This window comes from Roseateles sp. P2_H4, from assembly GCF_056403315.1.
Genome location: NZ_JBFUFR010000002.1, coordinates 46,257 through 72,806 on the forward strand (window position 1 = coordinate 46,257; position 26,550 = coordinate 72,806).

Genomic DNA, 26,550 nt, shown 5'->3' on the forward strand with positions numbered 1-26,550 from the left:
GTCATGCCTTCGCGGGGTGCAGGACGTCGACCAGCAGGCGTTCGGCCAGCTTGAGCTTGAAGGCGTTGTCCTGCTGAGGTGCCGCGCCCTTGAAGGCCTGGCCGAAGAAGGTGTGGGCGCCACGCGAGATTTGCGACTCGGCGCCTTCAACGCGCCAGGGCTTGGGTGCCACGCCACCGAAGGCCAGGCGGGCGCCGCCGTCACGCTGCACGATGGCGGCCAGCGACACAAGCGCAAAGGCATACGACGCCCGATCACGCACCTTGCGGTAGACCTGGGTGCCACCCACCGGGGGCGGCAGCAGCACCGAGGTGATCAGCTCGCCATGGGTCAGCGCGTGATCGATGTGGGGCGTGTCGCCGGGCAGCCTGTGGAAGTCGGCGATGGGAATGCGGCGCATCTGGCCGTCGGGTTTGACGGTCTCGACCTGGGCGTCCAGCACGCGCATCGCGACGGCCATGTCGCTGGGGTGGCTGGCGATGCACGCATTGCTCGTGCCGATGATGGCCAGCGAGCGCGCCACGCCGCCGATGGCCGAACAACCGCTGCCGGGCTGGCGCTTGTTGCAGGGCTGGGCGGTGTCGTAGAAATAGGGGCAGCGGGTGCGCTGCAGCAGGTTGCCGGCCGTCGTCGCGCGGTTGCGCAGCTGGCCCGAGGCGCCCGCCAGCAGTGCGCGGGACAGCACCCCATAGTCCTTGCGGACACGGGTGTCGCTGGCGAGGTCGGCATTGCGCACCAGAGCCCCGATGCGCAGGCCGCCACCCTCGGCGACCTCGATGCGGTCCAGGCTCAGCGCGTTGACGTCGACCAGATGGCCGGGCGCCTCGATCTGCAGCTTCATCAGGTCCAGCAGATTGGTACCACCGGCGATGAACTTGGCATCGGGCCGGCGCGCGACGGCGGCGGCGGCTTCCGCCGGTGTGGCGGCGCGCTCGAAGCTGAAGGCTTTCATGCGGCCTCCTTGGCGACCTGGGTGATCGCGTCGGCGATGTTGGAGTAGGCGCCACAGCGGCAGATATTGCCGCTCATGCGCTCGCGCAGCTCCTCCACGGACAGCAGCGGCCTGGCGGTCAGGTCGGGGGTCACATGGCTGGGCAYGCCGCGCCTGAGCTCGTCCAGCATGCCCGCGGCCGAACAGATCTGGCCCGGCGTGCAGTAGCCGCACTGGTAGCCGTCATGGGCGACGAAGGCGGCCTGCAGCGGGTGCAGCTTCTGCGGCGTGCCCAGGCCCTCGATGGTCGTCACCTTGGCGCCCGGCGCCATGACGGCCAGCATCAGGCAGCTGTTGATGCGCCGGCCGTCCATCAGCACCGTGCAAGCGCCGCACTGGCCGTGGTCGCAGCCCTTCTTGGTGCCGGTGAGCTGCAACCGCTCGCGCAGCAGGTCCAGCAGCGTCGTGCGGGTGTCGACCTCCACGCTGTGGGACTGGCCGTTGACCTCCAGCGTCACACGGCCCATCGTCGGCGGCAGGCTGGATTGAGACAAGGCTGGCTCCCTTTCTGCGGCTTCAACCGCTGTGACAGCCGCCGTGCCTGCGCCGGCGATCAGCACATCACGGCGTGACAGACAACATCCCTGCAACTCGTCCATCGCTGGCCCCTGGGGTTCACAACCCGGCCAGCCTAGGGCGCTGCGCCCACTGGCGTGTGTCAGACAAGATGCCGTTGACCGCTATTCCCCTAACACGATGCCTTCACGGCGCGGGTCGGCGCCCCCCACCCAGCCCGCTTTCACCCGCATCAGCACCTGCAGGCCGCTGGTCAGGTCGGTCTCGTTGACCTGCTGGCCGCGGGCGCGCAGGTCGGCCAGTTGCTCGGCCGTCAGCGCGCCGCGCTCGACGATGAGGGGGCCGGAGTTGAAGTGGCCGAAGTTGGGCAGGTCCACCGCCTGCTGCACCGGCAGGCCCCAGGCCAGGGCGCCCGTGATGACCTTGGCGACGTAATGGATGATGACCGGCCCGCCTGGCGAACCGGCCACCAGCACCAGCTTGCCGTCGCGGTCGAAAACGAGGGTTGGCGCCATGCTGGAGCGCGGCCTTTTGCCCGCCTCGACGCGGTTGGCCACCGGCTTGCCATCGGCGCCGACCGGGTTCAGCGAGAAGTCCGTCAACGTGTTGTTCAGCATGAAGCCGCCGGCCAGGCCCGTGCCGCCGTCGCTCATGACGCGGCTGCCGAAGGCGGATTCGACGCTGGTGGTCATCGCCACCGCATGGCCCTCGGCGTCGACAACGCTGACCTGGCTGGTGCCCGATTCCAGTTGCTCGGCCTGGGGTGCCAGCGCCTGCTTGATGGTCGCCGGCTGACCCGCGGCTGCCACGCCCATGGCCCTGGCGCCAATCAGCGCGCCACGCTCTTTCAAATAGGCCGGTGCGATCAGGTTCTGCCAGTCGCCGCCCGGCGCCGTGACGAAGGCCGGGTCGCCGATGTACTGGGCGCGGTCGGCGAAGGCGAGCTTGGCGGATTCGGCATAGGCGTACATCCAGTCGGCGCTGAGGCCCTTGGCCGCGACCGCGGCGGGCTGGGTGTCGAGGATGCCGAGGATCTGCATCAGCGTCAGATGGCCCGAGGTCGGCGGGCCGAAGCCGCAGACGCGATAGCCGCGCCAGTCATTGCACAGCGGCGGGCGGGCCAGGGCCTTGTAGCCGGCCAGGTCGGACGCCGCCAGCAGGCCCGGGCGGGCATGTCCCTTCACGCGGCGCACGATGTCCTCGGCCGCGGCGCCCTCATAGAAGGCCTTGGGGCCTTGCCTGGCGATGCCGCGCAGCACGGCAGCATAGGCCGGGTTCTTCAGCACGGTGCCGACGGCCTTGGGGGCGCCGCCCGCATCGAAGAAATACGCCCCGGCCTGGGGGTCGCTGCGCAGCGCCGCCTCGGCCGAGGCCAGCTCGAACAGCCGCGGGCTGACGGCGAAGCCCTGATCGGCCAGGCGKATGGCCGGCTCGAAGAGTCGGGCCCAGGGCAGCCTGCCATGCTGGCGATGTGCCTCGGCCAGCATCGCCAGCACGCCCGGCACGCCGGTGGACAGGCCACTCATGATGGCCTCGCGCATGGGCAGGGGCTTGCCGTCGGCCTTCAGGAAGAGCTCGGGCGTGGCGGCGGCCGGCGCGGACTCGCGGCCGTCCAGCGTCTGCACCTGGTGGCCGTCCCAGTGCACCAGGAAGGCACCGCCGGCGATGCCGCTGGACTGCGGCTCCACCAACCCGAGCACGGCCTGCACGGCGATGGTGGCGTCCACCGCCGAGCCGCCGGCCTTCAGGATCTCGAGGCCGGCCTCCGCCGCCAGCGGGTTGGCCGCCGTCACCGCGAAGCGCTGGGCCGGTGCTGTGAGGCTGCCCTGCTTGGCGCTGCGGGTGGTGGCGGCCTCGGGCTGGTCGAGGGCATGGGCCGGCGCCAACAGGCTGGCCAGCAGAAGAGGCGTCAGGAGGCGGAGCATCCAGCCATCTTAGGCAAGCGCCAACGTTCAGAAGTAGCCCATGTCTTTTTGGCTGTAGTTGCCTATCTGCGGCAGCACCCGCGGCAGGTCGGTTCCGCCGATGCCCATCCAGGTGGCCAGCGTGGCGCCGAGCTGGTCGACGCCCGTCGTCGGCAGCAGCCGGCCCTGGCCGACGTCGTCCGGGCCGTTGATGCTGACCGAAGGCAGCGTGCCCCAGTATTTGCCGCCCTGCACCGCCCCGCCGAGCACGAAATGGTGGCTGCCCCAGCCATGGTCGGAGCCGTCGCCGTTGCTGGTCAGCGAGCGACCGAAATCACTGGCCGTGAAGGTGGTGACCTGGCTGGCCACGCCGAGCTCGACGGTGGCCGCGTAGAAGCTGGCAAGTGCATCGTTGACGGCGGTCAGCAGGCCGGGGTGCTCGTCGAGCAGGAAATCGTGGGTGTCGAAACCGCCCAGCGACACGAAGAAGACCTGGCGGGTCGCGCCCAGGGCCTGGCGAGCGCCGATGAGCCTGGCCACCATCAGCAGTTGGTTGGACAGGCTGCTGGCCGCATCGAAAGGCGTCTGCAGCGCCGGCACACCGGCCAGGCCGGCAGTGACGACGCCCTGGGCGCTGACGGAGCGCGCGACGACCTTGTTCAGTTCGGCCTCCATCCAGTGCGTGCGGTCGGCGGTGATGAGGCCACGCAGCGCGTCGGCACAGGCCTGGGAGCCATAAAGCGGCTTGAGGATGCCGTTGATGGGCACGGCGCCGCTGGTGGACACCTGGTATTGCACGGCCTGCTTGCCGGCCATGAAGACGGCGTTGCCCGCGGCATTGATGCAGGTGAAGGTGGCTGTGCCGTTGCCGCCGAGGAAGAGATCGCCCATGCGGCCGCCCCAGCCCGAGGTAGCGCCCTCGGGTGAGCTGCTCTGCCAGACGGACTGCTGGTCGTTGTGCGAGAACAGCTTGGGCGGCAGCGGCACGTTCCTGGCGTTGTACTGGGCCAGCGTGGTCGGCTGGATCAGCGTGCCGACATTGAGCTGGATGCCCATCCGCCCGCTGTCCCACAGCCCCTTGAGCTTGCCGAGCTGGGGAGCCAGGGCCATCTGCCGACCGCCGACGTTCAGCCCGAGGGCCGTCGCGGCGAGCTGGTCGCGCGGCGTGGCCAGGGTCTGGCGGATGGTGGCGTAGGCGTTGTAGCTGGCCTGGTCATAGGGCACCAGGGTGTTGCCATGGTCGTTGCCGCCGTAGAGGAAGACACAGACCAGGGCCTTGTAGTCGTTGGGCCCGGTGGCGGCGGCGGCCTCGCCGAGGGCGGCGAGGTTGAGCGCCCAGGGTGCCGCGGTACCGGCGAGACCGAGAGCACCGGCGCGGCGCAGGAATTCGCGGCGCTGCAGTTCGGGGAGTCGATTCAGCTTCATGGTCGTCTCCTCACTTCTGCACTTGGTATTCGGGGCAAGCCATCAGCATCAGGATGGCCGCCTGCAGGCGGTTGGCCTTGCCGGTGTCGCTGGCGGCGGAGATAGTCGCGATGGCCGTGCTGACCGTCGCTTGAGTGGCAGCCGAAATACCACCACCGCCCAGGCGCAGCGCGAGACTGGCGACCAGGCCCGGCGCATCGCCCGCCAGCGCGAGCTCGGCGGTGTAGCTCGGCTTCACGTCGTTGATGCCGTCGGCGATGGCCTTCTGCATGTAGTTGATGTAGCCGGCCACCGTGCTCTCGTTGCAGAGCTGGAACTCGGGCGCCGTGATGTCATTCGTACCCAACTGGGAGTTGGGCGGCACATAGCCGGGCCGGAAGAAGTTGAAGACCGAGGGGCTGCGCAGCGGACTCTGGCCCAGGCGGGTGCCCGAGTCGCTGGTATTGCCGATGTTCCACAGGCCGTTGGGCGACGTGACGCCAAAGCTGCGCCCCCACTGGATGAAGCGCTGCAGCGGCTCGCGCAGCTTGCCGGCGCCGGGCGCCGTGGGCGGGGTGCGCGCCTCGGCGTCGAGCAGGATGGCGCGGATGACGGCCTTGAGGTCACCGCGAGCGCCAGAACCGTTGTCGGCCCAGACAGCGGCGATGCGTCCGACATAGGCCGGGCTGGGATCAGAGGCGACCAGACGCTGGATGAGCTGGCGGCCGATGAACGGCCCGACATTGGCATGGGCGGCCAGCGTGTCGAGCGCAATCTTCAGCGCCGCCGGGCCGTCGGCCGAGGCGGGGATGTCGACATCCAGCACCTTCTTGGCGCCGGTCGAGAAGCGCGAGGCGATATTGACCATGGGCTTCTTCATGAAAGCCGGGTCGCTGCCGCTGTAGCTGTCGAAATCCCAGCCGGTGAAGACGCGCGCCAGGTCGGTGATGTTGGTCTGGGTGTAGGTCTCGATGGGCTTGCCATTGCCATCGCGCTTCAGGCTGCCATCGGCATTGAGCTGGTAGAGGCCGATGCTGAAGAGCTGCATGACCTCGCGGGCGTAGTTCTCGTCAGGCACGCGGCCGGTGTTGGCGTCTTCCTTGAGGTTGCCGCGGGTGGCGAGGTAGACGCCCATGCCGTTGGACAGCGTCACCGCGTTCAGCAGCTCGCGGTAGCTGCCAAAACAGCGCTGCTCCAGCATGTCCACATAGCAGGCGATGGCAAAGCCGCGCCAGGGCATGGGCAGGCCGCTCATGGAGATGACGAAGATCTCGCTCAGGGCCAGCACGACGCGCTGGCGCAGCGAGTCGGGCGCCGACAGCAGCTTGCGCCACAGCGTGTTGTCGGCGCCGCCGAAGTCGTTGCGGTGGTCGACGATGGCATAGCCATTGGCCACCATCCAGTCGAAATGGCCGTCGCCGACGGGCAGCGCGAATTGCGCATCCAGCCAGGCGGCGTAGCCGTTGGCCTTGACGGTGGCGATATCGGTGCTGCTGGCTGCAAAGCCCGCCTGGGCGAGGAAGCGCGCGGCTTCGGCATCGGTGATGGCGGGAGGGGGTGGCGGCGGGGGTGGCGGTGGTGAAGGCGATGGGGTTGGCGCATCGCCCCCCCCGCCTCCACCGCAGGCGGCCAGCATGGCCGCTGCTGCGGCGGCGACCGCGATGCCGCAGGGGTTCAAGTCTGCACTTGTCTCGAGTGCGGGGGCGATGGTCTCGACTTCAGGCGTCGGGGGTGCGCGCATGGTGGCCTCGCTTGTTGTTCGAAGAATGCTCCGCCCAACGGAAACGGGCCAGCTTGCGCCGACCCGTCCAGGCCCATGAACTGGGGATGCGAGGCTTGATTTACCTCAGAGCAACGGAACCCCTGTCTTGCTTTGCGCTTGTTCACGCGTGACGCCTTCGGCCAGCTCGACGAGCTTGATGCCACCGGGCACGACGTCGAAGACACCCAGGTCCGTGATGATGCGGTCGACGACACCCTTGCCCGTCAACGGCAGCGTGCAGCTGGGGATGATCTTGAGGTCCTCGCTGCCGTCCTTCTTCTTGGCGACGTGCTCCATCAGCACGATGACGCGCTTGACGCCGGCGACCAGGTCCATGGCGCCGCCCATGCCCTTGACCATCTTGCCCGGGATCATCCAGTTGGCCAGGTCGCCGCTGCCGCTGACCTGCATGGCGCCAAGAATGCTCAGGTTGATCTTGCCGGCGCGGATCATCGAGAAGCTGTCGTGGCTGCCGAAGATGCTGCTGCCGGGCAGCGTGGTGACCGTCTGCTTGCCGGCGTTGATGAGGTCGGCATCGACCTCGTCCTCCGTCGGGAAGGGGCCGATGCCCAGCATGCCGTTCTCGCTCTGCAGCCAGACTTCCTTGGTCGAAGGCACATGGTTGGCCACCAGCGTCGGGATGCCGATGCCGAGGTTGACGTAGAAGCCGTCTTCCAGCTCCTGGGCCGCGCGGGCGGCCATCTGATCTTGGGTCCAGGCCATCTCAAGCCTCCTTCTTGGGGGACAGGGTCATCTTCTCAATCCGCTTTTCCGGATTGGCGTTGACAACGATGCGGTGCACATAGATGCCCGGCAGATGCACGTCATCCGGATCGATGTCGCCCGTCTCGACGAGATGCTCGACCTCGACGACCGTCAGCTTGCCCGCCATGGCCGCGGCCGGGTTGAAGTTGCGCGCGGTGCGGCGGAAGACGAGGTTGCCGCTCTTGTCGGCCTTGTAGGCCTTGACCAGGGACACGTCGGGCACCAGGGCCTTCTCGAGGATATAGGTCTGGCCATCGAACTCGCGCGCTTCCTTGCCCTCGGCGATCAGCGTGCCGACGCCGGTGCGCACGAAGAAGGCCGGGATGCCGGCGCCGCCCGCACGCAGCTTCTCGGCCAACGTGCCCTGGGGCGTGAATTCCAGCTCCAGCTCGCCCGCCAGGTACTGGCGCTCGAACTCCTTGTTCTCGCCCACGTAGCTGGAGATCATCTTCCTGATCTGCCGCGTGAGGAGCAGCTGGCCGAGGCCGAAGCCGTCCACGCCGGCGTTGTTGGAGATGACGGTCAGGTCCTTGACGCCGCTGTCGCGCAGGGCCGCGATCAGGGCCTCGGGGATGCCGCACAGGCCGAAGCCGCCAACCGCGAGCATCTGCCCGTCCTTCACCACGCCGCGCAACGCCTCTTCGGCGCTCGGGTACACCTTGTTCATGCCGTCTCCTGCTGGGATGAGGGGCGAAGCGTAGCGCCCCCCTCCCGCCGAGTCGATTACGCAAGATTGCCTAAGGACTTCCGCCGCCTCGACAGCGGCCAGGCCGCCACCAGGGCCGCCGACAGCAGGGCAAGACTGCCGGGTTCGGGCAGGGCTTGCGGTGCCTGGGCATCGCCGCGGACCAGCCAGTTGCCCATCTGGTCGTCGTAGATGCCATCCGGCCAGGGGTTGTTGTCGATCAGATAGCCGGTGCTGCCGTACTGCAGCATGCCGACCGCCATGTGCTTGCCCGCGCCGCCGGCATCGCCGGTCAGGCCCTGGGTGCGCGGGCAAGGGATGAAGACCTTGCCGACCTGGCAGCGCACGGCCGCGGTGATGCCGAAGACGGCAAAGAAGTCCTCGGCGATGGCATAGCCCGCCGCGTCGCCGGGGCGGACCGTGGTCGCCAGGCCGAAATTGGCGTCGATCATGTCGATCACCTCGTTGCGGGTCGCGTAGCGGAAGCCTTCACCGAGCAGGGCCTGCACCGTCGCGTCGTTGAAGACGTGGCCGCGCGTGGCCACCGGGCTCAGCCATTCGAGGTCGGTGCTGCTGTCCTGGACGAGGTAGCGGTCGCCAGCCGTCCAGAAATCGGTGGCGACCAGGTTGGCATGGGCGGCGCCAGTCAGCGCGAGGGCGGCCGCCAAGGCCAGGGCCAGGCGGGAAACGAATTTGAAACGCATGAAATTCTCCGGGTTGAAAGATGCGGATCGCACTTTGTTCAAACACCGGCCTGCCCGCATCGCCCGATGGAGCCATTGCCGTGGAGCCATGGGCCATGCCGGGTAGGATCGCGGCCGCCCTGCCCTACCCGCCCTACCGCGTGAGCCCTGAAGCCATCGACTACCGCAGCGCCTTCCTGCTCGCCCCGATCGGCCTGGTGCTGTCGGCCCAGCGCCAGATCGTCGACTGCAACGAACGCCTGCTGCAGATGTTCTCGGCCACGCGCGAGCAGCTCATCGGCCAAAGCTTTGCCGTCATGTACCCGAGCGCCATCGAGTTCGAGCGCACGGGTGCCCGCATCGTCGCCAGCCTGGACGCGCAAGGTCATTACGCCGACGACCGCGTCATGCGCCGCCTGGGCGGTGGCGAGCTGTTCTGGTGCCATGTGACGGGCAGTGCCCTCGACCCGGCCGACCCGCATGCCCGCGGCATCTGGGGCTTCGAGGACCTGTCGGCCCGGCGCCAGATCACGGCCGAGCTGACGCCACGCGAGCGCGAGATCGCCGCCCTGCTCGTCGAGGGCCAGACCAGCAAGCTCATCGGCCGCCGCCTGGGCGTGAGCCCGCGCACCGTGGACATCTACCGCGGCCGGCTGATGAAGAAATACCAGGTGAGCAGCACGCCCGAGCTGATCAACAAACTGCTTTCAGCATGAGCCACCCACACGGCAAGCCCGCACTGCCCTACTGCCGCAACTGCCACTTCACGCTGGCCACGCCGCGCCCGGTCTTCTGCGGCCACTGCGGCCAGGAGACCGACCTGCACCCGCCCTCGGTGCGCGAGATGTTCACCGAGTACCTGGGCCATTACGTCGCCTTCGACGGCCCGCTGTGGCGCACGCTGTGGGCGCTGATCTGCCTGCCGGGCTATTTGACGAATGCCTATTTCCACGGCCAGCGGCGCCGCTATGTGCTGCCGCTGCGCGTCTATCTGAGCGCGAGCTTCGTGTTTTTCGTCGGCTCACACCTGTTGCCGCACACCACCGCCGCCGACAGCAACGCCGAGGCGACCGAGGCAGCGCCCGTCGTCGAGCCCGGCAAGCCGGTGCGGCTGCGCGTCAAGCCGGGTGCGACGCCCAACGAGACGGCCGCCGAGGCTGAGGCGCTGGCCAAGGCGCAGGCGGCGTCCGCCGCGGCATCGAGGCCGCCGCGCGGCAAGCAGACGGTCATCACCAAGCTCGGCGACTGCGACGAAGCACAACCGCAGAACTGCACGCGGCTGGAGCGTTGGGGAACCCGGTTGATCAAGAACGCCGGGTCGATGAACAACGAGCAGTGGACGGCCCGCATCGTCGCCCTGGCGCCCTACGGCATGCTGGCCATGCAGCCCGTGTTTGCGGCGCTGCTGCTGGCCATGTTCGCCGGCACGGGGCGACGCTATGCCGAGCACTTCGTGTTCTCCCTGCACAGCCACAGCCTGTGGTTCCTGGCCCTGCTGATGGCGTTCGCCACGGACTTGACGCCGCTGCTGATCCTTGCCGTCTTCGGCCATGGCGTGATGGCGTTGCGGCGCGTCTACGGCGTCAGCCGGGCCGGTGCGTTGTGGCGCGGCCTGCTGCTCAGCCTGGGCTACTTCCTGTTGTTGATGCTGGGCCTGATCGTGCTGGTGGCCGCCATCGCTGCGACCATTCAGGTGAAGACGCCCTGACGCAGCCATTTCGTCGCCACCCATTTCTCGCCGTCCAGCACCGGTGAGCCGCCGTGCAGGGTCTGCGTGGCCGGGTGGGGCCGGTCATAGCTGAAGAAGACGGCATTGCCCTTGACGGGCGCGACGTCCAGGCCGATGTCCGGGAAGATGGTCGAGCCGCCGGCGGTGGGCGTGTTCAGGTAGATGACCAGTGTGGCCACGCGCTGGCCGCCACGCTTCAGGATGCCCGGCGTGCTGACATGGCCGGGGTCGAAGTAGTCGTAATGCGGCTGGTACTCGGCGCCCGGGCGGTAGTGCAGCACCTGCAGGCCTTCGCCATGGTCCAGCGGCCAGCGCAGCAGCGTCGCGATGCGCGCCTCGAGGGTGCGGATCAGCTCGGTTTCGCAGCGCTCGAAGAACATGCCGTCGCTGGTGCGCGCCGAGTTCACCTCGCTGCCCTCGCTGCCGGTGGCCACGGTCTCGGAGCGCGCCAGGCGCTTCTTGGCCAGGGCCATGATGCCGTCGCACTCCTCCTCGGACAGCAGATCACCGAAGACGATGACGCGCGGCTGGCGCAGCGCCATCAGCACCTTGACCTGGCGGTCGCCGGCATTGAGGACGGGCGCGAAGCGGCTCAGGTCGGGCTCGGGCAGGCCCGCCGTCGCGCCGGGCGGCGGCGTCAGCGTGGCCACCTGGCCCAGGGTGCGGGCCAGCGCCTGGCGGGCAACGGTTTCGTCCCAGCCGCTGCCCAGCATCGCGGCCAGGATGCTTTCGGACGCATGGCCGGCACGGCTCTGCTCGGTGATCCATTCACACAGCTCGGGAGTGATGACTTGTTGGCTCATGACTTGCGGCGGAAGACGAGTCGGTCGGGGGAAGAGACGTCGGGAGCGAGACGATAACCGTCCAGATCGAAGCCTTTGAGCCCTTCAGGCGTTTCAAGACGTTGCTGGATGGCGAAGCGTGCCATCAGCCCACGGGCGCGCTTGGCGAAGAAGCTGATGATCTTGTACTCGCCGTTCTTCCAGTCCTCGAACTGGCAGTCGACAACCCGGGGCTTGAGAGCCTTGCGGTCGGCAGCGCGGAAGTATTCCTGCGAGGCCAGGTTGACGATGACCGGCGCCTTTTCGCCTCGCGCCAGCTTGTTCAGGTGCAAGGCCAGGCGGTCACCCCAGTAGTCGTAGAGGCTGGCGCCCGACGACGTGGCCAGGCGCGTGCCCATCTCCAGGCGGTAGGGCTGCATGCGGTCCAGCGGCCGCAGGATGCCGTACAGGCCCGACAGCATGCGCACATGCGCCTGCGCCCAGGCGAGGTCGTCGACGCTCAGCGTGCCGGCGTCCAGGCCGTCGTAGACATCGCCGTTGAAGGCCAGCACGGCCGGCTTGCTGTTGTGTTCGGTGAAGCGCGGCCGCCAGGCTTTGTACCGGTCGACATTGAGCTGGGCCAGCGGCTCGGACAGGTCCATCAGGTCGCGAACGTCGTTCACGCTCTTGGTGCGCAGCACGTCGATGAGGGCGGCGGTGTCATCGAGGAACTGCGGGCGGGTCAAGGCCGGCGCCAGTTCGGCCGGCGTCGGCTTGTCGTAATCCAGGGACTTGGCGGGCGAGAGCAGAAACAGCATGGGCGCGGATTTTGTCTCAGGCCGTCCTTCGCTCCAGCAGTTCGAAGACCGCCATGCCGGCCAGCATCGCCGCGACGAAGCCGAGCGCCTTCCAGTCGCCCAGGCCAGCCACCACGAGCGCCGGCCCCGGGCACAGGCCCGCCAGGCCCCAGCCGATGCCGAACAACAGGCTGCCGCCGACGAGGCGGCGGTCGATGCGGGTCGAGTCCGGCAGCTTGACCTTGGCCCGACGCGCCCAGGCAAAGGCCGGCAGTCCGACCGCGATCGCACCCGCTATTACCAGGGCCAGCGAGGGGTCCCAGGCGCCGGCCAGGTCCAGGAAGCCCAGCACCTTGGCCGGCAACACCATGCCGGACACGATCAGCCCCAGCCCGAACACCAGGCCCACCAGTGCTGCGGTCAGTACGGTCCTCACAGCAGATGCCTCAGCACCCAGACCGTTGCGAAGCCGGCGGCCATGAACACGGCTGTCGCAACCGCCGAGCGCGGCGACAGCCGCGACAGCCCGCAGACGCCATGGCCGCTGGTGCAGCCAGCGCCATAACGCGTGCCGATGCCCACCAGCAAGCCGGCCAGCAGCAGCGTCGCCCAATCGGCGTCGATATGCGGCCGCAGCGGCCCGGCGAACAGCGCATACACCCAGGGCGACACCAGCAAGCCGGCCACGAAGGCCAGCCGCCAGGCCCGGTCACCCACCACCGGCCGCAGCAAGCCGCCGACGATGCCGCTGATGCCGGCAATGCGGCCCGCGAAGCGGATGAGCACGGCGGCGGCCAGGCCGATGAGCAGGCCGCCGGCCAGGGCCGGCCCCGGCGTGAAGGCATTCCAGTCCGGGGTCATGCGCCCTCCTTCGGGCAGTATTGCGTGTAAAGCGTGCGCAGTAGCGCCAGCAGGCGCGGATCGGCCACGCTGTAGAAGACGTTCCTGCCTTCACGCCGCGTCGCCACCATGCCCTCGCGGCGCAGCACGCCGAGTTGCTGTGACAGCGTCGGCTGGTGAATATCGAGCAGGGACTCCAGGTCGGCAACGCTGATCTCACCCTGGGACATCTGGCACAGCAGCAGCAGCCGCTCGGGATTGCCCAGGGCCTTCAGCGCAGCCACAGCCTCGCCGGCTGCCTGGCGCAGGGTGTGGGTATCGAGGGTGGGCGGTCTCGGCATGGCAAACATTATATCGATCGATATAATGAATCATTCTTCATCGCCGGCCAAACCCATGCCAGTCGCCATCCAAGGCTTCCACGATCCCGTCACCGGCACGGTCAGCTATGTCGTGCACGACCCGGCAACACGCCAGGCGGCCGTCATCGACCCCGTGCTGGACCACGACCTCGCCAGCGGTCGGTCCAGCACCGCCAGCGCCGACTTGCTGCTGGCGTATCTGCGCGCGCAGGGCCTCGATCTGCAGTGGATCCTCGAAACCCATGTCCATGCCGACCATGTGTCCGCCGCGCGCTATCTGCGGCGCGAGGCTGGCGGGCTGATCGCCATCGGTGAGCACACCCGCGAGGTGCAGGCCACGCTCGGCCGACTGCGAGGCTGGCCTTCGCAGGACGACGGTTTCGACCGGTTGCTGCGTGACGGCGAGTCACTCCACATCRGCAGCATCGAGGCGACCGCCCTGCTCACCCCCGGCCACACGCCGGCCGACCTGGCCTACCAGATCGAAGATGCCGTCTTCATCGGCGACACCCTCTTCATGCCCGACGGCGGCAGCGCCCGCGCCGACTTTCCCGGCGGTGATGCCGCCCTGCTCTACCGTTCGATCCGGCGCCTGCTGGAGCTGCCGCCCGAGACCCGTCTCTTCGTCTGCCACGACTACCCAGCGGGCCGCGAGGCGCGCTGGCAGACCACGGTGGCCGAGCAGTGCGCGGCCAACATCCATGCGCACGACGGCGTCAGCGAGGCCGAGTTCGTCGCCATGCGCCAGGCGCGCGACGCGACGCTGGCCGCGCCGCGGCTGATGAAGCCGGCCCTGCAGGCCAATATCCGCGGCGGTGGCTAACGCGCCTTCGCCCGCCCGACCAGCAGCAACACGACGCCCAGCAGCACGATGCCCGCGGCCAGCCATTCATTGCCGCTGATCTGCTCGCCGGCCAGCGTGACCCCCAGCAGCATCGCGATGACCGGGTTGACGAAGGAATAACTCGACGCCAGCCCGGCCGAGGCCTCGGCCAGCAGCACCATGTAGGCGTTGAAGGCGATCAGCGAGCCGAACACGACCAGATAGGCCCAGGCCCACAGCGCCTGCGGCTCGATGTGCTCGGGCAGCGTCTCGCCGCTGACGAGGCTCAAGCCCATCAGCACCGCGCCGCCGGCCAGCATCTCGCTGGCAAAGCCCATCGCACCCGGTGCCAGCGGCCACACGCGCTGCGACAGCACGCTGCCCACGGCCCAACTGGCGCAGGCCACGCTGATCGCAACCAGACCGAGGGTCGAAGCACCAAAGCCCTGCCCTTGCGTCAACAGCAGCACGCCGACCAGGCCGAAGGCAATGCCCAGCGACTCCAGCCGCCCCGGCTTCTCGCCCCACAGCAGATTGAGGCCGGCGATCATCAAGGGCATCACGGCGATGAAGGCGACGACCAGGCCGGAACCCACGGTCTGCTCGGCCGTGGCCGTGCCGCCCATGCCGCCACCCAGCATCAGACCGCCGATGACGAGGGCGTGCAGCCACTGGCGGCGACTCGGCCAGGGCGCGCCGCGCCAGCGCATCCACCCGGCCAGCAAGGCGCCTGCGACGAGGAAGCGGCTGCCCATCTGGAAGAAGGGCGGCAGGCTGACCAAGGCGAGCTTGATCGCCAGATAGGTCGAACCCCAGACCAGCCAGGTGGCGGCCAGGCAGAGCATCAGCTTGGGCGAGAGGCCGGGGGTGGACTTCAGCGGCAGGGTCGTCGTGTTCATGGCCGGCATCGTAGAAATTTCAGTCGCCTTGCAACATGCACGCTTGAAGGTAAAGGACGAGTTGCGCCTTAATATTCAAGAACATTCTGCTGCTTTGAAGAGAAATTCATGGCCATCGAACTCGATCAGCATGACCACCGCATCCTGGCCGAATTGCAGGCCGACGCCCGCCTGACGATGGCGGAGCTGGGCCGGCGCGTGCACCTGAGCCAGCCCGCGGTGACCGAGCGCGTGCGCAAGCTGGAGGACGGCGGCGTCATCCGCGGCTACCGCGCCGTCGTCGACGCCAGCAAGCTGGGCTATGGCATCCGCTCCATCATCCGCATCGGCAACCTCGACGAAGGTGAACTGATGCGCGCGCTGGAGCGCAGCCCCGAGGTGGTGACGGCCTATGGCGTGACGGGAGAGGACAGCTGGATCCTGGAGATCGCCGTGCGCGATGTGGCGCACCTGCGGGCGACGCTGTCGCGCTTCTGCCAGCAGGTGCCCACGTCGACGGCCATCATCCTGAATGCGGTGCGCGAGCATGCGCCGATCAGGCCACTGCCAACGACCGCCGAGCCCGAGCCCACGCCCGTGCCGGCCGCAGTCGCCAAGAAAAAGCCCCGCCAGAGCGGGGCTTGATCGCAGCCGTGCAGCGACTTATTTCGCCAGCAGCGTGTTCGCGGCGTTGATGTCCTCGGCACGCAGCTGGCCGGAGGCCTGGCGCAGCTTGAGGCTGTTGACGACGACGTCGTAGCGCGCCTTGGCCAGGTCGCGCTGGGTCGTGTAGAGCTGGGTCTGGGCGTTCAGCACGTCCAGGTTCACGCGCACGCCGACCTTGTAGCCCAGCTGCGTGGCTTCCAGGGCCAGCTTGGTGGACGACTCGGCGGCCTCGTAGGCGGCGACCTGGGCCTTCAACGACTGCACGCCGAAGAAGGCGCGACGCGTGCCCTCGGCCACGCTGCGGCGGGCGAAGTCGAGATCGTTGCGGGCCTTGTCTTCCAGCACCAGGGTTTCCTTGATGCGGTTCTGCGTCGCGCCGCCCGTGTAGAGCGGGTAGCTCAAGGTCAGCGCGACGCTGGCGTTCTTGCCCGTGCCGGCAGCGCCCTGCTGCGCGGCAATGATGGCGGGGCTGGTGTGGGTGTTCTGGCCGCCCAGCGTGGCGCTGGCGTCCAGCGTCGGCTTCTCGCCGGCGCGGGCGATCTGCGTGTCGAGCTGGGCCATTTCCAGGGCCAGTCGGGCGCGGCGGACGTTGGGATGCTGGTCGTCGGCCGTGGCCACCCAGGTGTCGATGTTGTCGCTCGGCAGGGCCGGCAGCGCGACCGGCACGGCCAKGCCCTTGGGCTCGACGCCGACGCGGCCGACAAACTGGTCCAGCGTCACGCGCTTGACGCGCAGGTCGTTGTCGGCGGCCAGTTCCTGGGCCACGGCGAGGTCATAGCGGGCCTGGGCTTCGCGCGTGTCGGTGATGGTGGCGGTGCCGACCTCGAAATTGCGCTTGGCCGAGGCCAGTTGTTCCGCGATGCCGGTCTTGTTGGCGCGCGAGGTCGTCAGCGCGTCCTTGGCGGCCAGCACATCGAAATAAGCCGTGGCAAGCCGCACCATCAGGTCCTGCTCGGACAGGTCCAGGTCGGACTGGGCCAGGGCGTAGGCGCGACGGGCCTTGTCGATGGTCGGGATGTTGCTGGCGTTGTAGACCGAGTACTTGCCCGACAGGCCGGCCTGCAGCGTGCGCGTGTTGTAGGCGCCCGTCGACGGCGGATCGGTGCGCGTCAGCGTGCCGGAACTGGACAGATACAGCGACGGACGGATCAGCGACTCGGCTGCAGCGGCGCGCGCGGCAGCGGCGTCGGCGCTGTTGCGGCTGGCCAGATAGGTCGCGTCATAGCCCCTGGCCGCGTCATAGAGCTCCTGCAGGCTTTGGGCCTGGGCCACGCCGGCGAGCAGGAGGCTGGCGGCAATGGCCAGCGGTTGCAGGGTCAGGCGATAGGCTGTGACGAAGGGCATGGGATTCCTTGACTGGAGCAATGTAGTGAGCGCGGCCGGGTTTATAGAGGCAAAGCCCGCCGATGACTGAAGCCATGTGACGACCTGCGCCCAAACGGGGGCAAGCGGCGTTTTATGGCGACGAACTGCATCCAAGTGGCGCACGGCCGCCCGAAGCCACTGACGCCCCCTCGGGGGGCAGCGGCCAATGGGCGCGTGGGGGCCGACATCACTTAGAAGCTGAACGCCGGCGCTTCGGAAAAACCGGGCAGGCGGCCGGCCACCGTGTCGAACATCTCCACGGTGCGGAAGTCGCTGGCACCGGTGCGAGTGATCAGCACGGCGCGCATGACCGGCTCGCCGCCGACGATGGCCGCCAGGCGGCCACCGACCTTGAGCTGGTTCAGCAGGACTTGCGGCACGGCGGCGACCGAGCCGGACAGCAGGATGACGTCGAAGGGTTCCTCGGCGGCCAGGCCGTTGGCGCCGTCCTGGTTCAGCACGGTGGCGTTGAGCACGCCGGCGCGCTTCAGGTTGGCGGTGGCGGCCGCGGCGAGGCCGGCATCTGGCTCCAGTGCGACGACGCGTTGCGCCTTGTGGCCCAGCAGCGCGGCCAGGTGACCCGTCGCGGCGCCGATCTCCAGCACCTTTTCGTGGCGCTGCACCTTGAGCTCCTGCAGCAGGCGGGCCTCGACCTTGGGCGCCAGCATGCGGCGCGTGGCCGTCAGCGGCAGTTCGGTGTCGACGAAGGCCTGCAGCCTGTGGGCCTCGGGCACGAAGTCCTCGCGGTGCACGACACGCAGCAACTCCAGCACGCTGGTATCGAGCACATCCCAGGGGCGGACCTGCTGCTCGATCATGTTGAAGCGGACTTGTTCGAGGTTCATCTTGTTCTCCGGGCGCGGTCGACGGCAAAAGCCAAAATTCTAGAGGTCAGCCGGGGGTGGCCAGCAAGCCGTGCAGAAGCAGCGACATCTGGGCGTCCAGCAGCTCCTCGGCACCCATGGTCTGGTGGCAGATGTCGTGCTCGCCGAAGGAGTGCTCGTGCAGCAGCATGTGCAGCATGGGCGCGATCAGCATGTGCACGGTGGCCTCGACCGGCACGGCACGGAATTCGCCGGTGCGGACGCCGCGCTCGATGAGGCCGCCGATCAGCGCCTGGGAGGGTCGGATGACCTCTTCCACATAGAAGCGCGCCAGCTCGGGGAAGTTGCGCGCCTCCACCATCATGATCTTGCAGACGACGCCGGCATTGCCATGGCCGACCTTGGCCCACCAGGCCTGCATCATCTGGCTCAGCAGCTCGGCGATGGAGCCTTCGTATTGCGCCGCCTGGGCGGCCGATTCGGCGATGTGCACGGACAGGTTGTCGCGCACCATGGCCTTGAAGAGCTCGTCCTTGCTCGGGTAGTAGCGGTAGAGCGTGCCCTTGGCGACGCCGGCGCGCGCGGCGATCTCCTCGCTGCGGGTGGCGGCAAAGCCCTTTTCGACGAAAAGCGCCAGGGCGGCATCCAGCAGCTCCTGGGGGCGGGCGTCCTTGCGGCGTTGGCGGGGGGTGGCAGTGGCCAAGACGGCTGAGTTAATGACCGGAGAGTCAGTAATGTAGCCGCGGCGGCCAGCCGCCCGCAAGGACGTGACCTGGCTGCTCGCTACACTGCGCCGCCTTTTGAAATTCCCTGCCTTTCGGAGCCGTTTACGTGGATGCCATCCTGCTGATCAAAGCCGCCATCATGGGCATCGTCGAGGGGCTGACCGAGTTCCTGCCGGTGTCGTCCACGGGCCACCTGATCCTGACCGGCAGCCTGCTGGGCATGACGGACGCCAAGTCCAAGGTCTTCGACATCGCCATCCAGAGCGGCGCCATCCTGGCAGTGCTCATCGTCTACTGGGCGCGCATCCGGGAAGCCCTGGGCGGCATCACCAACAGTGCCAAGCAGCAACGCTTCATCGCCAACATTGCCATCGGCTTCCTGCCGGCCGGCATCGTCGGCCTCACCGTCTACAAGGCCATCAAGGCGCATCTCTTCAACGCGCCCGTCGTGGCCGGCGCCTTCATCGTCGGCGCGCTGATCATCCTGTGGGTGGAAAAGCGCGCGCAGCCGGTGGCGCGCGTGCAAAGCGTGGACGACATGACACCGCTGGACGCCCTCAAGGTCGGCCTGGTGCAGTGCCTGGGCATGATCCCCGGCACCAGCCGCTCGGGCGCCACCATCATCGGCGGCATGCTGCTGGGCTTGTCGCGCAAGGCCGCGACCGACTTCTCCTTCTTCCTGGCCATCCCGACGCTGATCTCGGCCGGCGGCTACAGCCTGTGGAAGGAGCGCCATGCGCTGTCGATGGCCGACTTCCCGATGTTCGCCGTCGGCTTCATCGTCAGCTTCCTGGCCGCCTGGGCCTGCGTGCGCTGGCTGCTGCGCTATGTGTCCAGCCACACCTTCGTGCCGTTCGCCTGGTATCGCATTGCCTTCGGCATCGTCGTACTGGCAACCTGGTTGACCGGTACGGTCATCTGGGCGGACTGAGATAATTCAGGCATGGCCATCACGATCAAGACCGCTGCCGATGTCGAAGGCATGCGCATCGCCGGACGCCTGGCGTCCGAAGTCCTGGACATGCTCACGGCTCACGTCAAGCCCGGCATCACGACCAACGAGCTGGACAAGCTCGCGCACGACCACATCGTCAACGTGCAGCAGGGCATCCCCGCCCCGCTGAACTACTGCCCGCCCGGCTACATCCCCTACCCCAAGTCGATCTGCACCTCGGTCAACAGCCAGGTCTGCCACGGCATCCCGAACGACAAGGCGCTGAAGAACGGCGACATCGTCAACATCGATGTCACCGTCATCAAGGACGGCTGGCATGGCGACACCAGCCGCATGTTCGTCGTCGGCGAGGGCTCCATCGCGGCCAAGCGACTGTGCGCCTTCACCTACGAAGCCATGTGGAAGGGCATCGCCAAGGTCAAGCCCGGCGCGCGCCTGGGAGACATTGGCCACGCCATCCAGACCTTTGCCGAGAACGCCGGCTTCTCCATCGTGCGCGAGTTCTGCGGCCATGGCATCGGCCAGGTCTTCCACGAGGAGCCGCAGGTGCTGCACTACGGCCGCCCCGGCACGCTGGACGAACTGGTGCCCGGCATGATGTTCACCATCGAGCCCATGATCAACGCCGGCCGCCGCGAGATCCGCGAGATGGGCGATGGCTGGACCATCGTCACCAAGGACCGCTCGCTGTCGGCCCAGTGGGAACACACCATCCTCGTCACCGACACCGGCTACGAGGTCATGACACTCTCCGCCGGCAGCCCGCCTCCGCCCGCCTTCATCACGCAGGCCGCTGCGGCGACCGCGTAAGCCGTGGCCACGCTTGCCGAGCTCCGCCAGCAGTTCAAGGCGGGCAAGCAGACGCTGATCGACGGCTTTCTGGCCGCGCGGCCCACGCAGGCCGGCGCCCAGAGCCTGCTGCGCAGCCTGGCCCGGCATGTCGACGACACGCTGCGCACCCTCTGGGAAGGTGCGGGCATGCCCGAGGGCGCCTGCCTTGCGGCCGTCGGCGGCTATGGCCGTGGCGAGCTCTACCCGCATTCCGACGTCGACGTGCTCGTGCTGCTGCCCGATGGCGTCGAGGCCCATGTGCCGGGGCCGGTCAAGTCGGCCATCGAGGGCTTCATCACGGCCTGCTGGGACCTGGGCCTGGAGATCGGCTCCTCGGTGCGCACGCTGGGTGAATGCCTGTCCGAGTCCCAGGGCGACGTGACCATCCAGACGGCCCTGCTCGAAGCCCGGGCGCTGGCCGGGGACGCCAAGCTGTTCAAGCTGATGGCCAAGCGCTTCACGCAGGCCATGGACGCCAAGGCCTTCTTTCGCGCCAAGACGCTGGAGAGCCTGCAGCGCCACACCAAGTTCGACGACACGCCCTACGCGCTGGAGCCCAACTGCAAGGAAAGCCCCGGCGGCCTGCGCGACCTGCAGATGCTGATCTGGATCGCGCGTGCGGCCGGCCTGGGCAAGACCTGGAAGGCCCTGGCCCAGCGCGGCCTCATCACGGCCTTCGAGAGCAAGCAGCTGCAGCGCAACGAGGGTCAGCTGAGGCTGATCCGCGCGCGGCTGCATGCCGTCGCCGGCCGGCGCGAGGACCGTCTCGTCTTCGACCTGCAGACCGCCGTCGCCCAGAGCTTCGGCTTCGAGGGCACGGGCGCCCAGCGCGCCTCCGAGGTGCTGATGCGGCGCTATTACTGGGCCGCCAAGGCGGTCACGCAGCTGCACCAGATCCTGCTGCTGAACCTCGAAGAGCAGATCAACGGTTCCCAGCAGGACCTGCTGCGCGCCCTCGAGGGCCAACCCGATTTCCTGGATCGCGGCCGCATGCTGGAGGTCGCCAGCGACGACCTCTACCAGCGCGACCCGCACGCCATCCTGCGCACCTTCCTCGTCTACCAGCAGACGCCGGGCATCAAGGGATTGTCGGCACGCACACTGCGGGCGCTGTACAACGCACGCGGCCTGATGGACGCGGCGTGGCGGCGCGACCCGGTCAACCGTGCGACCTTCATGACCATGCTGCGCGAGCCCGAGGGCCAGACGCATGCCTTCCGGCTCATGAACCAGACCTCGGTGCTGGGCCGCTACCTGTGGGTCTTCCGCGCCATCGTCGGGCAGATGCAGCACGACCTCTTCCACGTCTACACCGTGGACCAGCACATCCTGATGGTGCTGCGCAATGTGCGGCGCTTCTTCGTGCCCGAGCATGCCCACGAGTACCCCTTCTGCTCGCAGCTCGCCGCCCAGTTCGACACCCCCGAGCTGCTCTACATCGCCGCCCTCTTCCACGACGTGGCCAAGGGCCGCGGCGGTGACCATTCCGAGCTGGGCGCGACCGAGGTGAAGCGCTTCTGCCGCCAGCATGGGCTGAACGCGGAGGACACGGCCATGTGCGTCTTCCTCGTCGAGCACCACCTGACGATGTCGCGCGTGGCGCAGAAGGAAGACCTGTCCAATCCCGAGGTGATCGCCGCCTTCGCCGCCAAGGTGGGCGACGCGCGCCGCCTGATGGCTCTGTACCTGCTGACCGTGGCCGACATCCGCGGCACCAGCCCCAAGGTCTGGAATGCCTGGAAGGGCAAGCTGCTCGAGGACCTCTACCGCATCACGCTGCGGGCCCTGGGCGGCGCCAAGATCAATCTCGACGCCGAGATCGAGGCGCGCAAGGCCGAGGCCCGGCAGGACCTGGCCCTGCACTCCCAGCTGCCCGGCACCGAGGAGCCGCTGTGGAAGACGCTGGCCATCAGCTATTTCGCGCGCCATGAAGGTGCCGAGCTGGCCTGGCATGCGCGCTCGCTGTGGCGCCATGTCGAGACCCAGGTGCCCGTCGTGCGCGCCCGCCCCTCACCCATCGGCGAAGGCCTGCAGGTGCTGGTGTATTCGCCCGACCAGACCGATTTGTTCGCCCGCATCTGCGGCTATTTCGACACCGCCGGGTTCAGCATCCTCGACGCCAAGGTGCACACCACGCGCAAGGGCTATGCGCTGGATACCTTCCAGGTCATCCGACCCGAGGCCGACGTGCACCACCGCGACCTCGTGCCGCTGGTGGAGCAGAAGCTCAGCACGGCGCTGCAGGCCGACGGCCCCCTGCCCGAGCCCAGGCGCGGCCGGCTGTCGCGCCGCGTCAAGAGCTTCCCCTACACGCCGCGCATCTCGCTGCGTCCGGACGAACGCGCCACGGCCTGGCTGCTGACGATCTCCACCAGCGACCGCGCCGGCCTGCTCTACGCCATTGCCCGCGTGCTGGCGCGGCATGGCATCAACCTGCAGCTGGCCAAGATTTCGACGCTGGGCGAGCGCGTGGAAGACACCTTCCTCGTCGACGGCCCGGCGCTGCAGCACAACAAGGCGCAGCTGCAGATCGAGAGCGAGCTGCTGGACGCGGTGTCGCTGCCGGCCTAGTTACTTCAGGTCGCCAGCAAGGCTGGCCAGCGTCTCCGGCGCGATCTGCACATGCGCCGGATAGTGGGTGTGGTCGCAGCCCAGCTTGACGGCCGCGCCCGCCTTCACCGCCTGGCGCATTGCCGCGCTCAGCTCGAAACGCACGAAATGCACCGCCGAGGTCTTCTCGTCGTTTTCGCGGTCGAGGTCCTCGTCGGCGATGGCGTAGACGCGAGCCTGGCCCTCGACCTCGATGAAGAGGCGGTCCTCGACGCCGATCAGCCTGGCCAGCTCGCGCTTGCGCTCATTCGGGTCGGGGTACTCGATGAGCAGCGTCCCCTTCCAGTTGCCGCCATCAGGCACCAGGGGCGCATAGGCATCGATCTCGCTCTGGATGCCCTCCTCCTCGAAGATCTTCTCGATGCGCAGCATCTCCTGGATCTGATAGCGGATGGTGCGCTCGTCCTCGAACTGCAGGTTCAGGTGCTCACCCAGCTGCACGCTGCGCAGCCGGCGGTGGGCCACGATGGCAGGCTTCTCGGTCTTGCGAAACCTGGCGTAGGCCTCCAGCGTCATCAGGCTGTCTTTGGTGATGGTCATGGCAAGCCGTAGGCGGTACGCATCAAGGTCAGTGGATGGGCCAGCGCCTTGGCGGGCGTGCCCGCCTGCGCCATGCCCTGGGCGATGTGGTGGCCGGCCAGCGCACAGTCGCTGGCGATGAAGTCGGGCTCGTCCTTGGCCATGGCCTTGAAGACGGGCTTGCCGATCTTCATCGCCACCGGGTGGGTCAGCGTCTTCACGCCATAGGTGCCCGCATGGCCCGAACAGCGCTCGACGGTATTGAGCTTGACCTCCACGCGCTGGCCGATGAGCTTGAACATCTCCTCGGTCTTGCGACCGATCTTCTGCACGCGGCCATGGCAGGGCACGTGATAGCTCACCTTGCCCAGGGCCTGCTTGAAGTCGGTCTTCAGCAGGCCGTCCTTGTGGCGGGCGACGAGGTACTCGAAGGGGTCCCACATCGCGTCCTGCACGAGCTTGACGTCGTCCTCGTCAGGGAACATCAGCGGCAGCTCCTGCTTGAACATCAGCGTGCAGCTCGGGATGGCCGACAGGATGGCGAAGCCGTCCTTGGCATAGGGCGCCAGCGTGGCGATGTTGGCCGTCTTGTGCTTCTCCACCGACGCCAGGTCACCCAGCTCCAGCTTGGGCATGCCGCAGCAGGCCTCCTTCTCGACGATGACGTAGGGGATGGCGTTGTGCTCCAGCACCTTGAGCAGGTCGAAGCCGATGCCGGGCTCGTTGTAGTTGACGTAGCAGGTCGAGAAGATCGCGACCTTGCCCGGCGTGCGCTCGCCCTGGGTGACGACCTGCGCCAGCGCCTTGGGCGCGCTCCAGCGGAAGCGCTTGGACGCCAGCTCGGGCAGCCAGGCGTCCGGGTGCACGCCCAGCTGTTTGTCCATCAGCTTGCGCGCGATCTTCGTGCGGTTCACGGCATTGACGGCCTGCACGACGATGGGAATGCCGGCGAACTGGCCGTGCACATCGGTGGACGCCAGGAACTTCTCACCGCCGCCGACCTCGCCCTTGCGGAACTTGATCGCCTTGGCCCGCAGCATGGTGTGGGGGAAGTCCAGGTTCCATGGGTGCGGCGGCACATAGGGACACTTGGTCATGTAGCAGAGGTCGCAGAGATAGCACTGGTCGACGACCTTCCAGAAATCCTGCTTGGCCACGCCATCCACCTCGCCGGTCTTGCCCTCGTCGACAAGATCGAACAGCGTCGGGAAGCTCTGGCACAGGCCGACGCAGCGGCGGCAGCCGTGGCAGATGTCGAAGATGCGCTCCATCTCGTGGAGGCATGCGGCTTCGTCGTTGAACTCGGGGCTCTTCCAATCGAGCGCGTGTCGGGTGGGCGCTTCGAGGTTGCCTTCTCTGGTGCTCATCGCGTCTCCTGCGCAGTCGTCTGCACGCGGCGCGCGAGCAGACGACTGCGGCCGCTCGTGCAGCCGCTTCGAGCTATGCCCCTGGCCTGCTAGTCCACCAGCGCGTCCAGCGCCTTCTGGTAGCGGTTGGCATGCGAGCGCTCGGCCTTGGCCAGCGTCTCGAACCAGTCGGCGATCTCGTCGAAGCCCTCGTCGCGCGCCGTCCTGGCCATGCCGGGGTACATGTCGGTGTACTCGTGCGTTTCACCGGCGACGGCAGCCGCGAGGTTCTGGCGGCTGCTGCCAATGGGCAGTCCGGTGGCGGGGTCGCCCACGGCCTCCAGGAATTCGAGATGTCCATGGGCGTGGCCCGTCTCACCCTCGGCGGTGGAACGGAACAACGCGGCCACGTCGTTCTGGCCCTCGATGTCGGCCTTGTTCGCGAAGTAGAGGTAGCGGCGGTTGGCCTGGGATTCGCCCGCGAAGGCGTCTTTCAGGTGCTGCTCGGTCTTGGAACCTTTCAAGCTCATCGCAGTCTCCGTTGGGGGTGGGGAGACGAGGACGCTACTCCTGTGCGGCCAGGCTCAGCCAATCGATAGCTTCAATGCACCTCATAGCAGGCCGCTATACCAACGCAGGCCCAGCAGTTGGCGCGCCAGTTGGTGGGAGCGTCCCTGGGGATCTGCCAGGTCGTGCAGCACGGTGAAATGGTTGCAGCCCGGCAGCGCCTCGCAGACGGGCACGGCGCGCGCCCCCCAGGCGGAGCGGATCAACTGGTTCTGGCGCTGGTATTCCTCGCTCTCCTGCTCGCCCACGAGGGCGATCAGCGTCTGCGGGGCACGCGGTGCCGGGAAGTGCACGGGGCTCAGCCGCCGCACGCTGGCCGCATCCAGCTGGAGATCGGTCTGCAGGAAGGGCACGCGCAACAGCGGCGCGAGGTCATGCAGGCCTGAGACGGACATGGCGCCCTGCACCAGGCGTCGCGGCAGGTCGGTGCCCACGCGCTTCCAGTCGCAGCAGCTCAGCATTGCCGCCAGATGGCCACCCGCCGAATGCCCGACCAGGACGATGCGACTGGGGTCCCCGCCCAGCCGGGCCCCGTGCCGCCAGGCCCAGGCGACGGCCTCGGTGAGCTGCATGGCGATGCGCTCGATGCCGACGTCGGGGCAGAGGTCGTAGTTCGGCACGACGACCAGGGCGCCCTCGTCCGTGAAGCTCGCGGCCAGGAAGGAATAGTCCGACTTGTCCAGCGACCGCCAGTAGCCGCCGTGGATGACGATGAGGATGGGCGCGAAGCCGCCGCCAAAGGCCGGGTCGGGCGTGAAGACGTCCAGCGTCTGCTTGGGATCGGCCCCGTAGCGCAGGTCGAGGTGGCAGCTGGAGCGTTCCCGCGTCAGCGCGGAGGCCTGGGCCCAGCGCCCCAGGATGTCGGCGCTGTCGGTCACGCGTTGGCGATTGTTGTACTGGGCCTCGAACCAGGTCGTCGGCTTGCGGGGCGTCATGGGCCAAGACGATAGCAGCCACTTCCCTTGGCTATACTTTCCCGGTCGCGTGGGGGGGTAGCTCAGCTGGGAGAGCGCCGCGTTCGCAATGCGGAGGTCGGGAGTTCGATCCTCCTCCTCTCCACCAACCGATCATCCTGAGCGATCCCGCATCGCCGCAGGAACCAAAAGGCCCTTGAGCATCAATGCTCCAGGGCTTTTTCTTTTTCTCGCGATCAAGTCATCCTGCGGCGCCGGAGATGCCCGCGTCCTTCCACGCAGCACATGACTTTTGATCGGGGCATGCCGTCCTGGCGGTGCTTCCTGT

Annotated in this window: 29 protein-coding genes and 1 tRNA gene; 9 read left to right on the forward strand and 21 right to left on the reverse strand. The window is 68.0% G+C overall.

Annotation, left to right across the window (positions count from 1 at the left end; translation table 11 throughout):
* Position 1: 1 nt before the first annotated feature.
* The 8 genes from AC1DW3_RS01875 to AC1DW3_RS01910 all read right to left on the reverse strand — a co-directional run bounded on the left by AC1DW3_RS01875 (position 2) and on the right by AC1DW3_RS01910 (position 8,731).
* The gene (locus AC1DW3_RS01875; protein WP_477928067.1) at positions 2 to 952 is read right to left on the reverse strand and encodes an FAD binding domain-containing protein; all 951 of its coding nucleotides are present in this window, start codon (positions 950 to 952) and stop codon (positions 2 to 4) included.
* Positions 949 to 1,590, reverse strand: a complete 642-nt coding sequence (gene paoA, locus AC1DW3_RS01880; RefSeq protein WP_477928069.1) for an aldehyde dehydrogenase iron-sulfur subunit PaoA — start codon at positions 1,588 to 1,590, stop codon at positions 949 to 951. Before paoA ends, AC1DW3_RS01875 begins: the two co-directional genes overlap by 4 nt.
* Before the next feature lie 81 nt (positions 1,591 to 1,671).
* Positions 1,672 to 3,432 carry a gamma-glutamyltransferase family protein gene (locus tag AC1DW3_RS01885; RefSeq protein WP_477928071.1) on the reverse strand — a complete coding sequence of 587 codons (1,761 nt, stop codon included), beginning with the start codon at positions 3,430 to 3,432 and terminating at the stop codon, positions 1,672 to 1,674.
* A 27-nt stretch (positions 3,433 to 3,459) separates the two neighbouring features.
* Positions 3,460 to 4,836: a DUF1501 domain-containing protein gene (locus AC1DW3_RS01890; RefSeq protein WP_477928072.1), complete on the reverse strand. Its 1,377-nt coding sequence runs from the start codon at positions 4,834 to 4,836 to the stop codon at positions 3,460 to 3,462.
* A gap of 10 nt (positions 4,837 to 4,846) precedes the next feature.
* Positions 4,847 to 6,556, reverse strand: a complete 1,710-nt coding sequence (locus AC1DW3_RS01895; RefSeq protein ID WP_477928074.1) for a DUF1800 domain-containing protein — start codon at positions 6,554 to 6,556, stop codon at positions 4,847 to 4,849.
* A 105-nt stretch (positions 6,557 to 6,661) separates the two neighbouring features.
* Entirely contained in the window at positions 6,662 to 7,300 is a 639-nt protein-coding gene (locus AC1DW3_RS01900; protein ID WP_477928076.1) for a 3-oxoacid CoA-transferase subunit B, read from the reverse strand.
* 1 nt (position 7,301) lies between these two features.
* Positions 7,302 to 8,009, reverse strand: coding sequence for a CoA transferase subunit A (locus AC1DW3_RS01905; protein WP_477928078.1), 708 nt, complete (start codon positions 8,007 to 8,009; stop codon positions 7,302 to 7,304).
* 56 nt (positions 8,010 to 8,065) lie between these two features.
* A complete protein-coding gene (locus AC1DW3_RS01910; protein WP_477928080.1) occupies positions 8,066 to 8,731 on the reverse strand; it encodes a PEP-CTERM sorting domain-containing protein in 666 nt (221 codons plus the stop codon).
* A 95-nt stretch (positions 8,732 to 8,826) separates the two neighbouring features.
* Between AC1DW3_RS01910 and AC1DW3_RS01915 the strand changes: the two genes are divergently transcribed.
* A complete protein-coding gene (locus tag AC1DW3_RS01915; RefSeq protein ID WP_477928082.1) occupies positions 8,827 to 9,426 on the forward strand; it encodes a LuxR C-terminal-related transcriptional regulator in 600 nt (199 codons plus the stop codon).
* A complete protein-coding gene (locus AC1DW3_RS01920) occupies positions 9,423 to 10,418 on the forward strand; it encodes a DUF3667 domain-containing protein (protein WP_477928084.1) in 996 nt (331 codons plus the stop codon). Before AC1DW3_RS01915 ends, AC1DW3_RS01920 begins: the two co-directional genes overlap by 4 nt.
* On the opposite strand, the gene AC1DW3_RS01925 is transcribed toward AC1DW3_RS01920, so the two are convergent.
* The 5 genes from AC1DW3_RS01925 to AC1DW3_RS01945 are packed head-to-tail and all read right to left on the reverse strand — an operon-like array spanning position 10,400 to position 13,178.
* Positions 10,400 to 11,242: a 2OG-Fe(II) oxygenase gene (locus tag AC1DW3_RS01925; RefSeq protein ID WP_477928085.1), complete on the reverse strand. Its 843-nt coding sequence runs from the start codon at positions 11,240 to 11,242 to the stop codon at positions 10,400 to 10,402. The two genes, AC1DW3_RS01920 and AC1DW3_RS01925, sit on opposite strands and share 19 nt — an antisense overlap.
* Positions 11,239 to 12,018 carry a peroxide stress protein YaaA gene (yaaA, locus tag AC1DW3_RS01930; RefSeq protein ID WP_477928087.1) on the reverse strand — a complete coding sequence of 260 codons (780 nt, stop codon included), beginning with the start codon at positions 12,016 to 12,018 and terminating at the stop codon, positions 11,239 to 11,241. The genes AC1DW3_RS01925 and yaaA overlap by 4 nt, the downstream gene beginning before the upstream one ends.
* Positions 12,019 to 12,034: 16 nt before the next feature.
* Positions 12,035 to 12,433 (reverse strand): DUF6691 family protein, encoded by a 399-nt coding sequence (locus AC1DW3_RS01935; protein ID WP_477928089.1) that lies wholly within the window; start codon positions 12,431 to 12,433, stop codon positions 12,035 to 12,037.
* Positions 12,430 to 12,858: a YeeE/YedE family protein gene (locus AC1DW3_RS01940; RefSeq protein WP_477928091.1), complete on the reverse strand. Its 429-nt coding sequence runs from the start codon at positions 12,856 to 12,858 to the stop codon at positions 12,430 to 12,432. The genes AC1DW3_RS01935 and AC1DW3_RS01940 overlap by 4 nt, the downstream gene beginning before the upstream one ends.
* The gene (locus AC1DW3_RS01945) at positions 12,855 to 13,178 is read right to left on the reverse strand and encodes a metalloregulator ArsR/SmtB family transcription factor (RefSeq protein WP_477928093.1); all 324 of its coding nucleotides are present in this window, start codon (positions 13,176 to 13,178) and stop codon (positions 12,855 to 12,857) included. The genes AC1DW3_RS01940 and AC1DW3_RS01945 overlap by 4 nt, the downstream gene beginning before the upstream one ends.
* A 55-nt stretch (positions 13,179 to 13,233) precedes the next feature.
* Here AC1DW3_RS01945 and AC1DW3_RS01950 point away from each other — a divergent pair, with 55 nt between their 5' ends.
* Positions 13,234 to 14,022 (forward strand): MBL fold metallo-hydrolase, encoded by a 789-nt coding sequence (locus AC1DW3_RS01950; RefSeq protein WP_477928095.1) that lies wholly within the window; start codon positions 13,234 to 13,236, stop codon positions 14,020 to 14,022.
* On the opposite strand, the gene yedA is transcribed toward AC1DW3_RS01950, so the two are convergent.
* Entirely contained in the window at positions 14,019 to 14,921 is a 903-nt protein-coding gene (gene yedA / locus AC1DW3_RS01955) for a drug/metabolite exporter YedA (protein ID WP_477928096.1), read from the reverse strand. The genes AC1DW3_RS01950 and yedA overlap by 4 nt on opposite strands.
* Before the next feature lie 108 nt (positions 14,922 to 15,029).
* Between yedA and AC1DW3_RS01960 the strand changes: the two genes are divergently transcribed.
* A complete protein-coding gene (locus tag AC1DW3_RS01960; protein WP_477928098.1) occupies positions 15,030 to 15,545 on the forward strand; it encodes an Lrp/AsnC family transcriptional regulator in 516 nt (171 codons plus the stop codon).
* Between the two features lie 18 nt (positions 15,546 to 15,563).
* On the opposite strand, the gene AC1DW3_RS01965 is transcribed toward AC1DW3_RS01960, so the two are convergent.
* The 3 genes from AC1DW3_RS01965 to AC1DW3_RS01975 all read right to left on the reverse strand — a co-directional run bounded on the left by AC1DW3_RS01965 (position 15,564) and on the right by AC1DW3_RS01975 (position 18,458).
* Positions 15,564 to 16,910 carry a TolC family outer membrane protein gene (locus AC1DW3_RS01965; RefSeq protein ID WP_477928100.1) on the reverse strand — a complete coding sequence of 449 codons (1,347 nt, stop codon included), beginning with the start codon at positions 16,908 to 16,910 and terminating at the stop codon, positions 15,564 to 15,566.
* A 212-nt stretch (positions 16,911 to 17,122) separates the two neighbouring features.
* A complete protein-coding gene (locus AC1DW3_RS01970) occupies positions 17,123 to 17,776 on the reverse strand; it encodes a protein-L-isoaspartate O-methyltransferase family protein (RefSeq protein ID WP_477928102.1) in 654 nt (217 codons plus the stop codon).
* Positions 17,777 to 17,822: 46 nt separating this feature from the next.
* On the reverse strand, positions 17,823 to 18,458 hold the full coding sequence (locus AC1DW3_RS01975; RefSeq protein ID WP_477928104.1) for a TetR/AcrR family transcriptional regulator: 636 nt from the start codon (positions 18,456 to 18,458) through the stop codon (positions 17,823 to 17,825).
* 128 nt (positions 18,459 to 18,586) lie between these two features.
* Between AC1DW3_RS01975 and AC1DW3_RS01980 the strand changes: the two genes are divergently transcribed.
* The 3 genes from AC1DW3_RS01980 to AC1DW3_RS01990 are packed head-to-tail and all read left to right on the forward strand — an operon-like array spanning position 18,587 to position 22,837.
* Complete coding sequence (locus tag AC1DW3_RS01980) at positions 18,587 to 19,411, forward strand: undecaprenyl-diphosphate phosphatase (RefSeq protein ID WP_477928106.1); 825 nt, start codon at positions 18,587 to 18,589, stop codon at positions 19,409 to 19,411.
* Positions 19,412 to 19,423: 12 nt separating this feature from the next.
* Positions 19,424 to 20,245, forward strand: coding sequence for a type I methionyl aminopeptidase (map, locus tag AC1DW3_RS01985; protein WP_477928108.1), 822 nt, complete (start codon positions 19,424 to 19,426; stop codon positions 20,243 to 20,245).
* A 3-nt stretch (positions 20,246 to 20,248) separates the two neighbouring features.
* Positions 20,249 to 22,837: a [protein-PII] uridylyltransferase gene (locus AC1DW3_RS01990; RefSeq protein WP_477928109.1), complete on the forward strand. Its 2,589-nt coding sequence runs from the start codon at positions 20,249 to 20,251 to the stop codon at positions 22,835 to 22,837.
* On the opposite strand, the gene AC1DW3_RS01995 is transcribed toward AC1DW3_RS01990, so the two are convergent.
* Together AC1DW3_RS01995 and AC1DW3_RS02000 are read right to left on the reverse strand one after the other, a co-directional pair.
* Positions 22,838 to 23,416 carry a DUF3501 family protein gene (locus AC1DW3_RS01995; RefSeq protein ID WP_477928111.1) on the reverse strand — a complete coding sequence of 193 codons (579 nt, stop codon included), beginning with the start codon at positions 23,414 to 23,416 and terminating at the stop codon, positions 22,838 to 22,840.
* Positions 23,413 to 24,195, reverse strand: coding sequence for a heterodisulfide reductase-related iron-sulfur binding cluster (locus AC1DW3_RS02000; protein ID WP_477928390.1), 783 nt, complete (start codon positions 24,193 to 24,195; stop codon positions 23,413 to 23,415). Before AC1DW3_RS02000 ends, AC1DW3_RS01995 begins: the two co-directional genes overlap by 4 nt.
* Between AC1DW3_RS02000 and AC1DW3_RS02005 the strand changes: the two genes are divergently transcribed.
* Positions 24,076 to 24,855 carry a DUF6207 family protein gene (locus AC1DW3_RS02005; RefSeq protein WP_477928392.1) on the forward strand — a complete coding sequence of 260 codons (780 nt, stop codon included), beginning with the start codon at positions 24,076 to 24,078 and terminating at the stop codon, positions 24,853 to 24,855. The two genes, AC1DW3_RS02000 and AC1DW3_RS02005, sit on opposite strands and share 120 nt — an antisense overlap.
* On the opposite strand, the gene AC1DW3_RS02010 is transcribed toward AC1DW3_RS02005, so the two are convergent.
* Positions 24,852 to 25,271, reverse strand: a complete 420-nt coding sequence (locus AC1DW3_RS02010; protein ID WP_056193371.1) for a rubrerythrin family protein — start codon at positions 25,269 to 25,271, stop codon at positions 24,852 to 24,854. The two genes, AC1DW3_RS02005 and AC1DW3_RS02010, sit on opposite strands and share 4 nt — an antisense overlap.
* 81 nt (positions 25,272 to 25,352) lie before the next feature.
* Entirely contained in the window at positions 25,353 to 26,243 is an 891-nt protein-coding gene (locus AC1DW3_RS02015; protein WP_477928113.1) for an alpha/beta hydrolase, read from the reverse strand.
* A 51-nt stretch (positions 26,244 to 26,294) separates the two neighbouring features.
* Between AC1DW3_RS02015 and AC1DW3_RS02020 the strand changes: the two genes are divergently transcribed.
* Positions 26,295 to 26,370, forward strand: a tRNA-Ala gene (locus tag AC1DW3_RS02020).
* Positions 26,371 to 26,550: the final 180 nt, after the last annotated feature.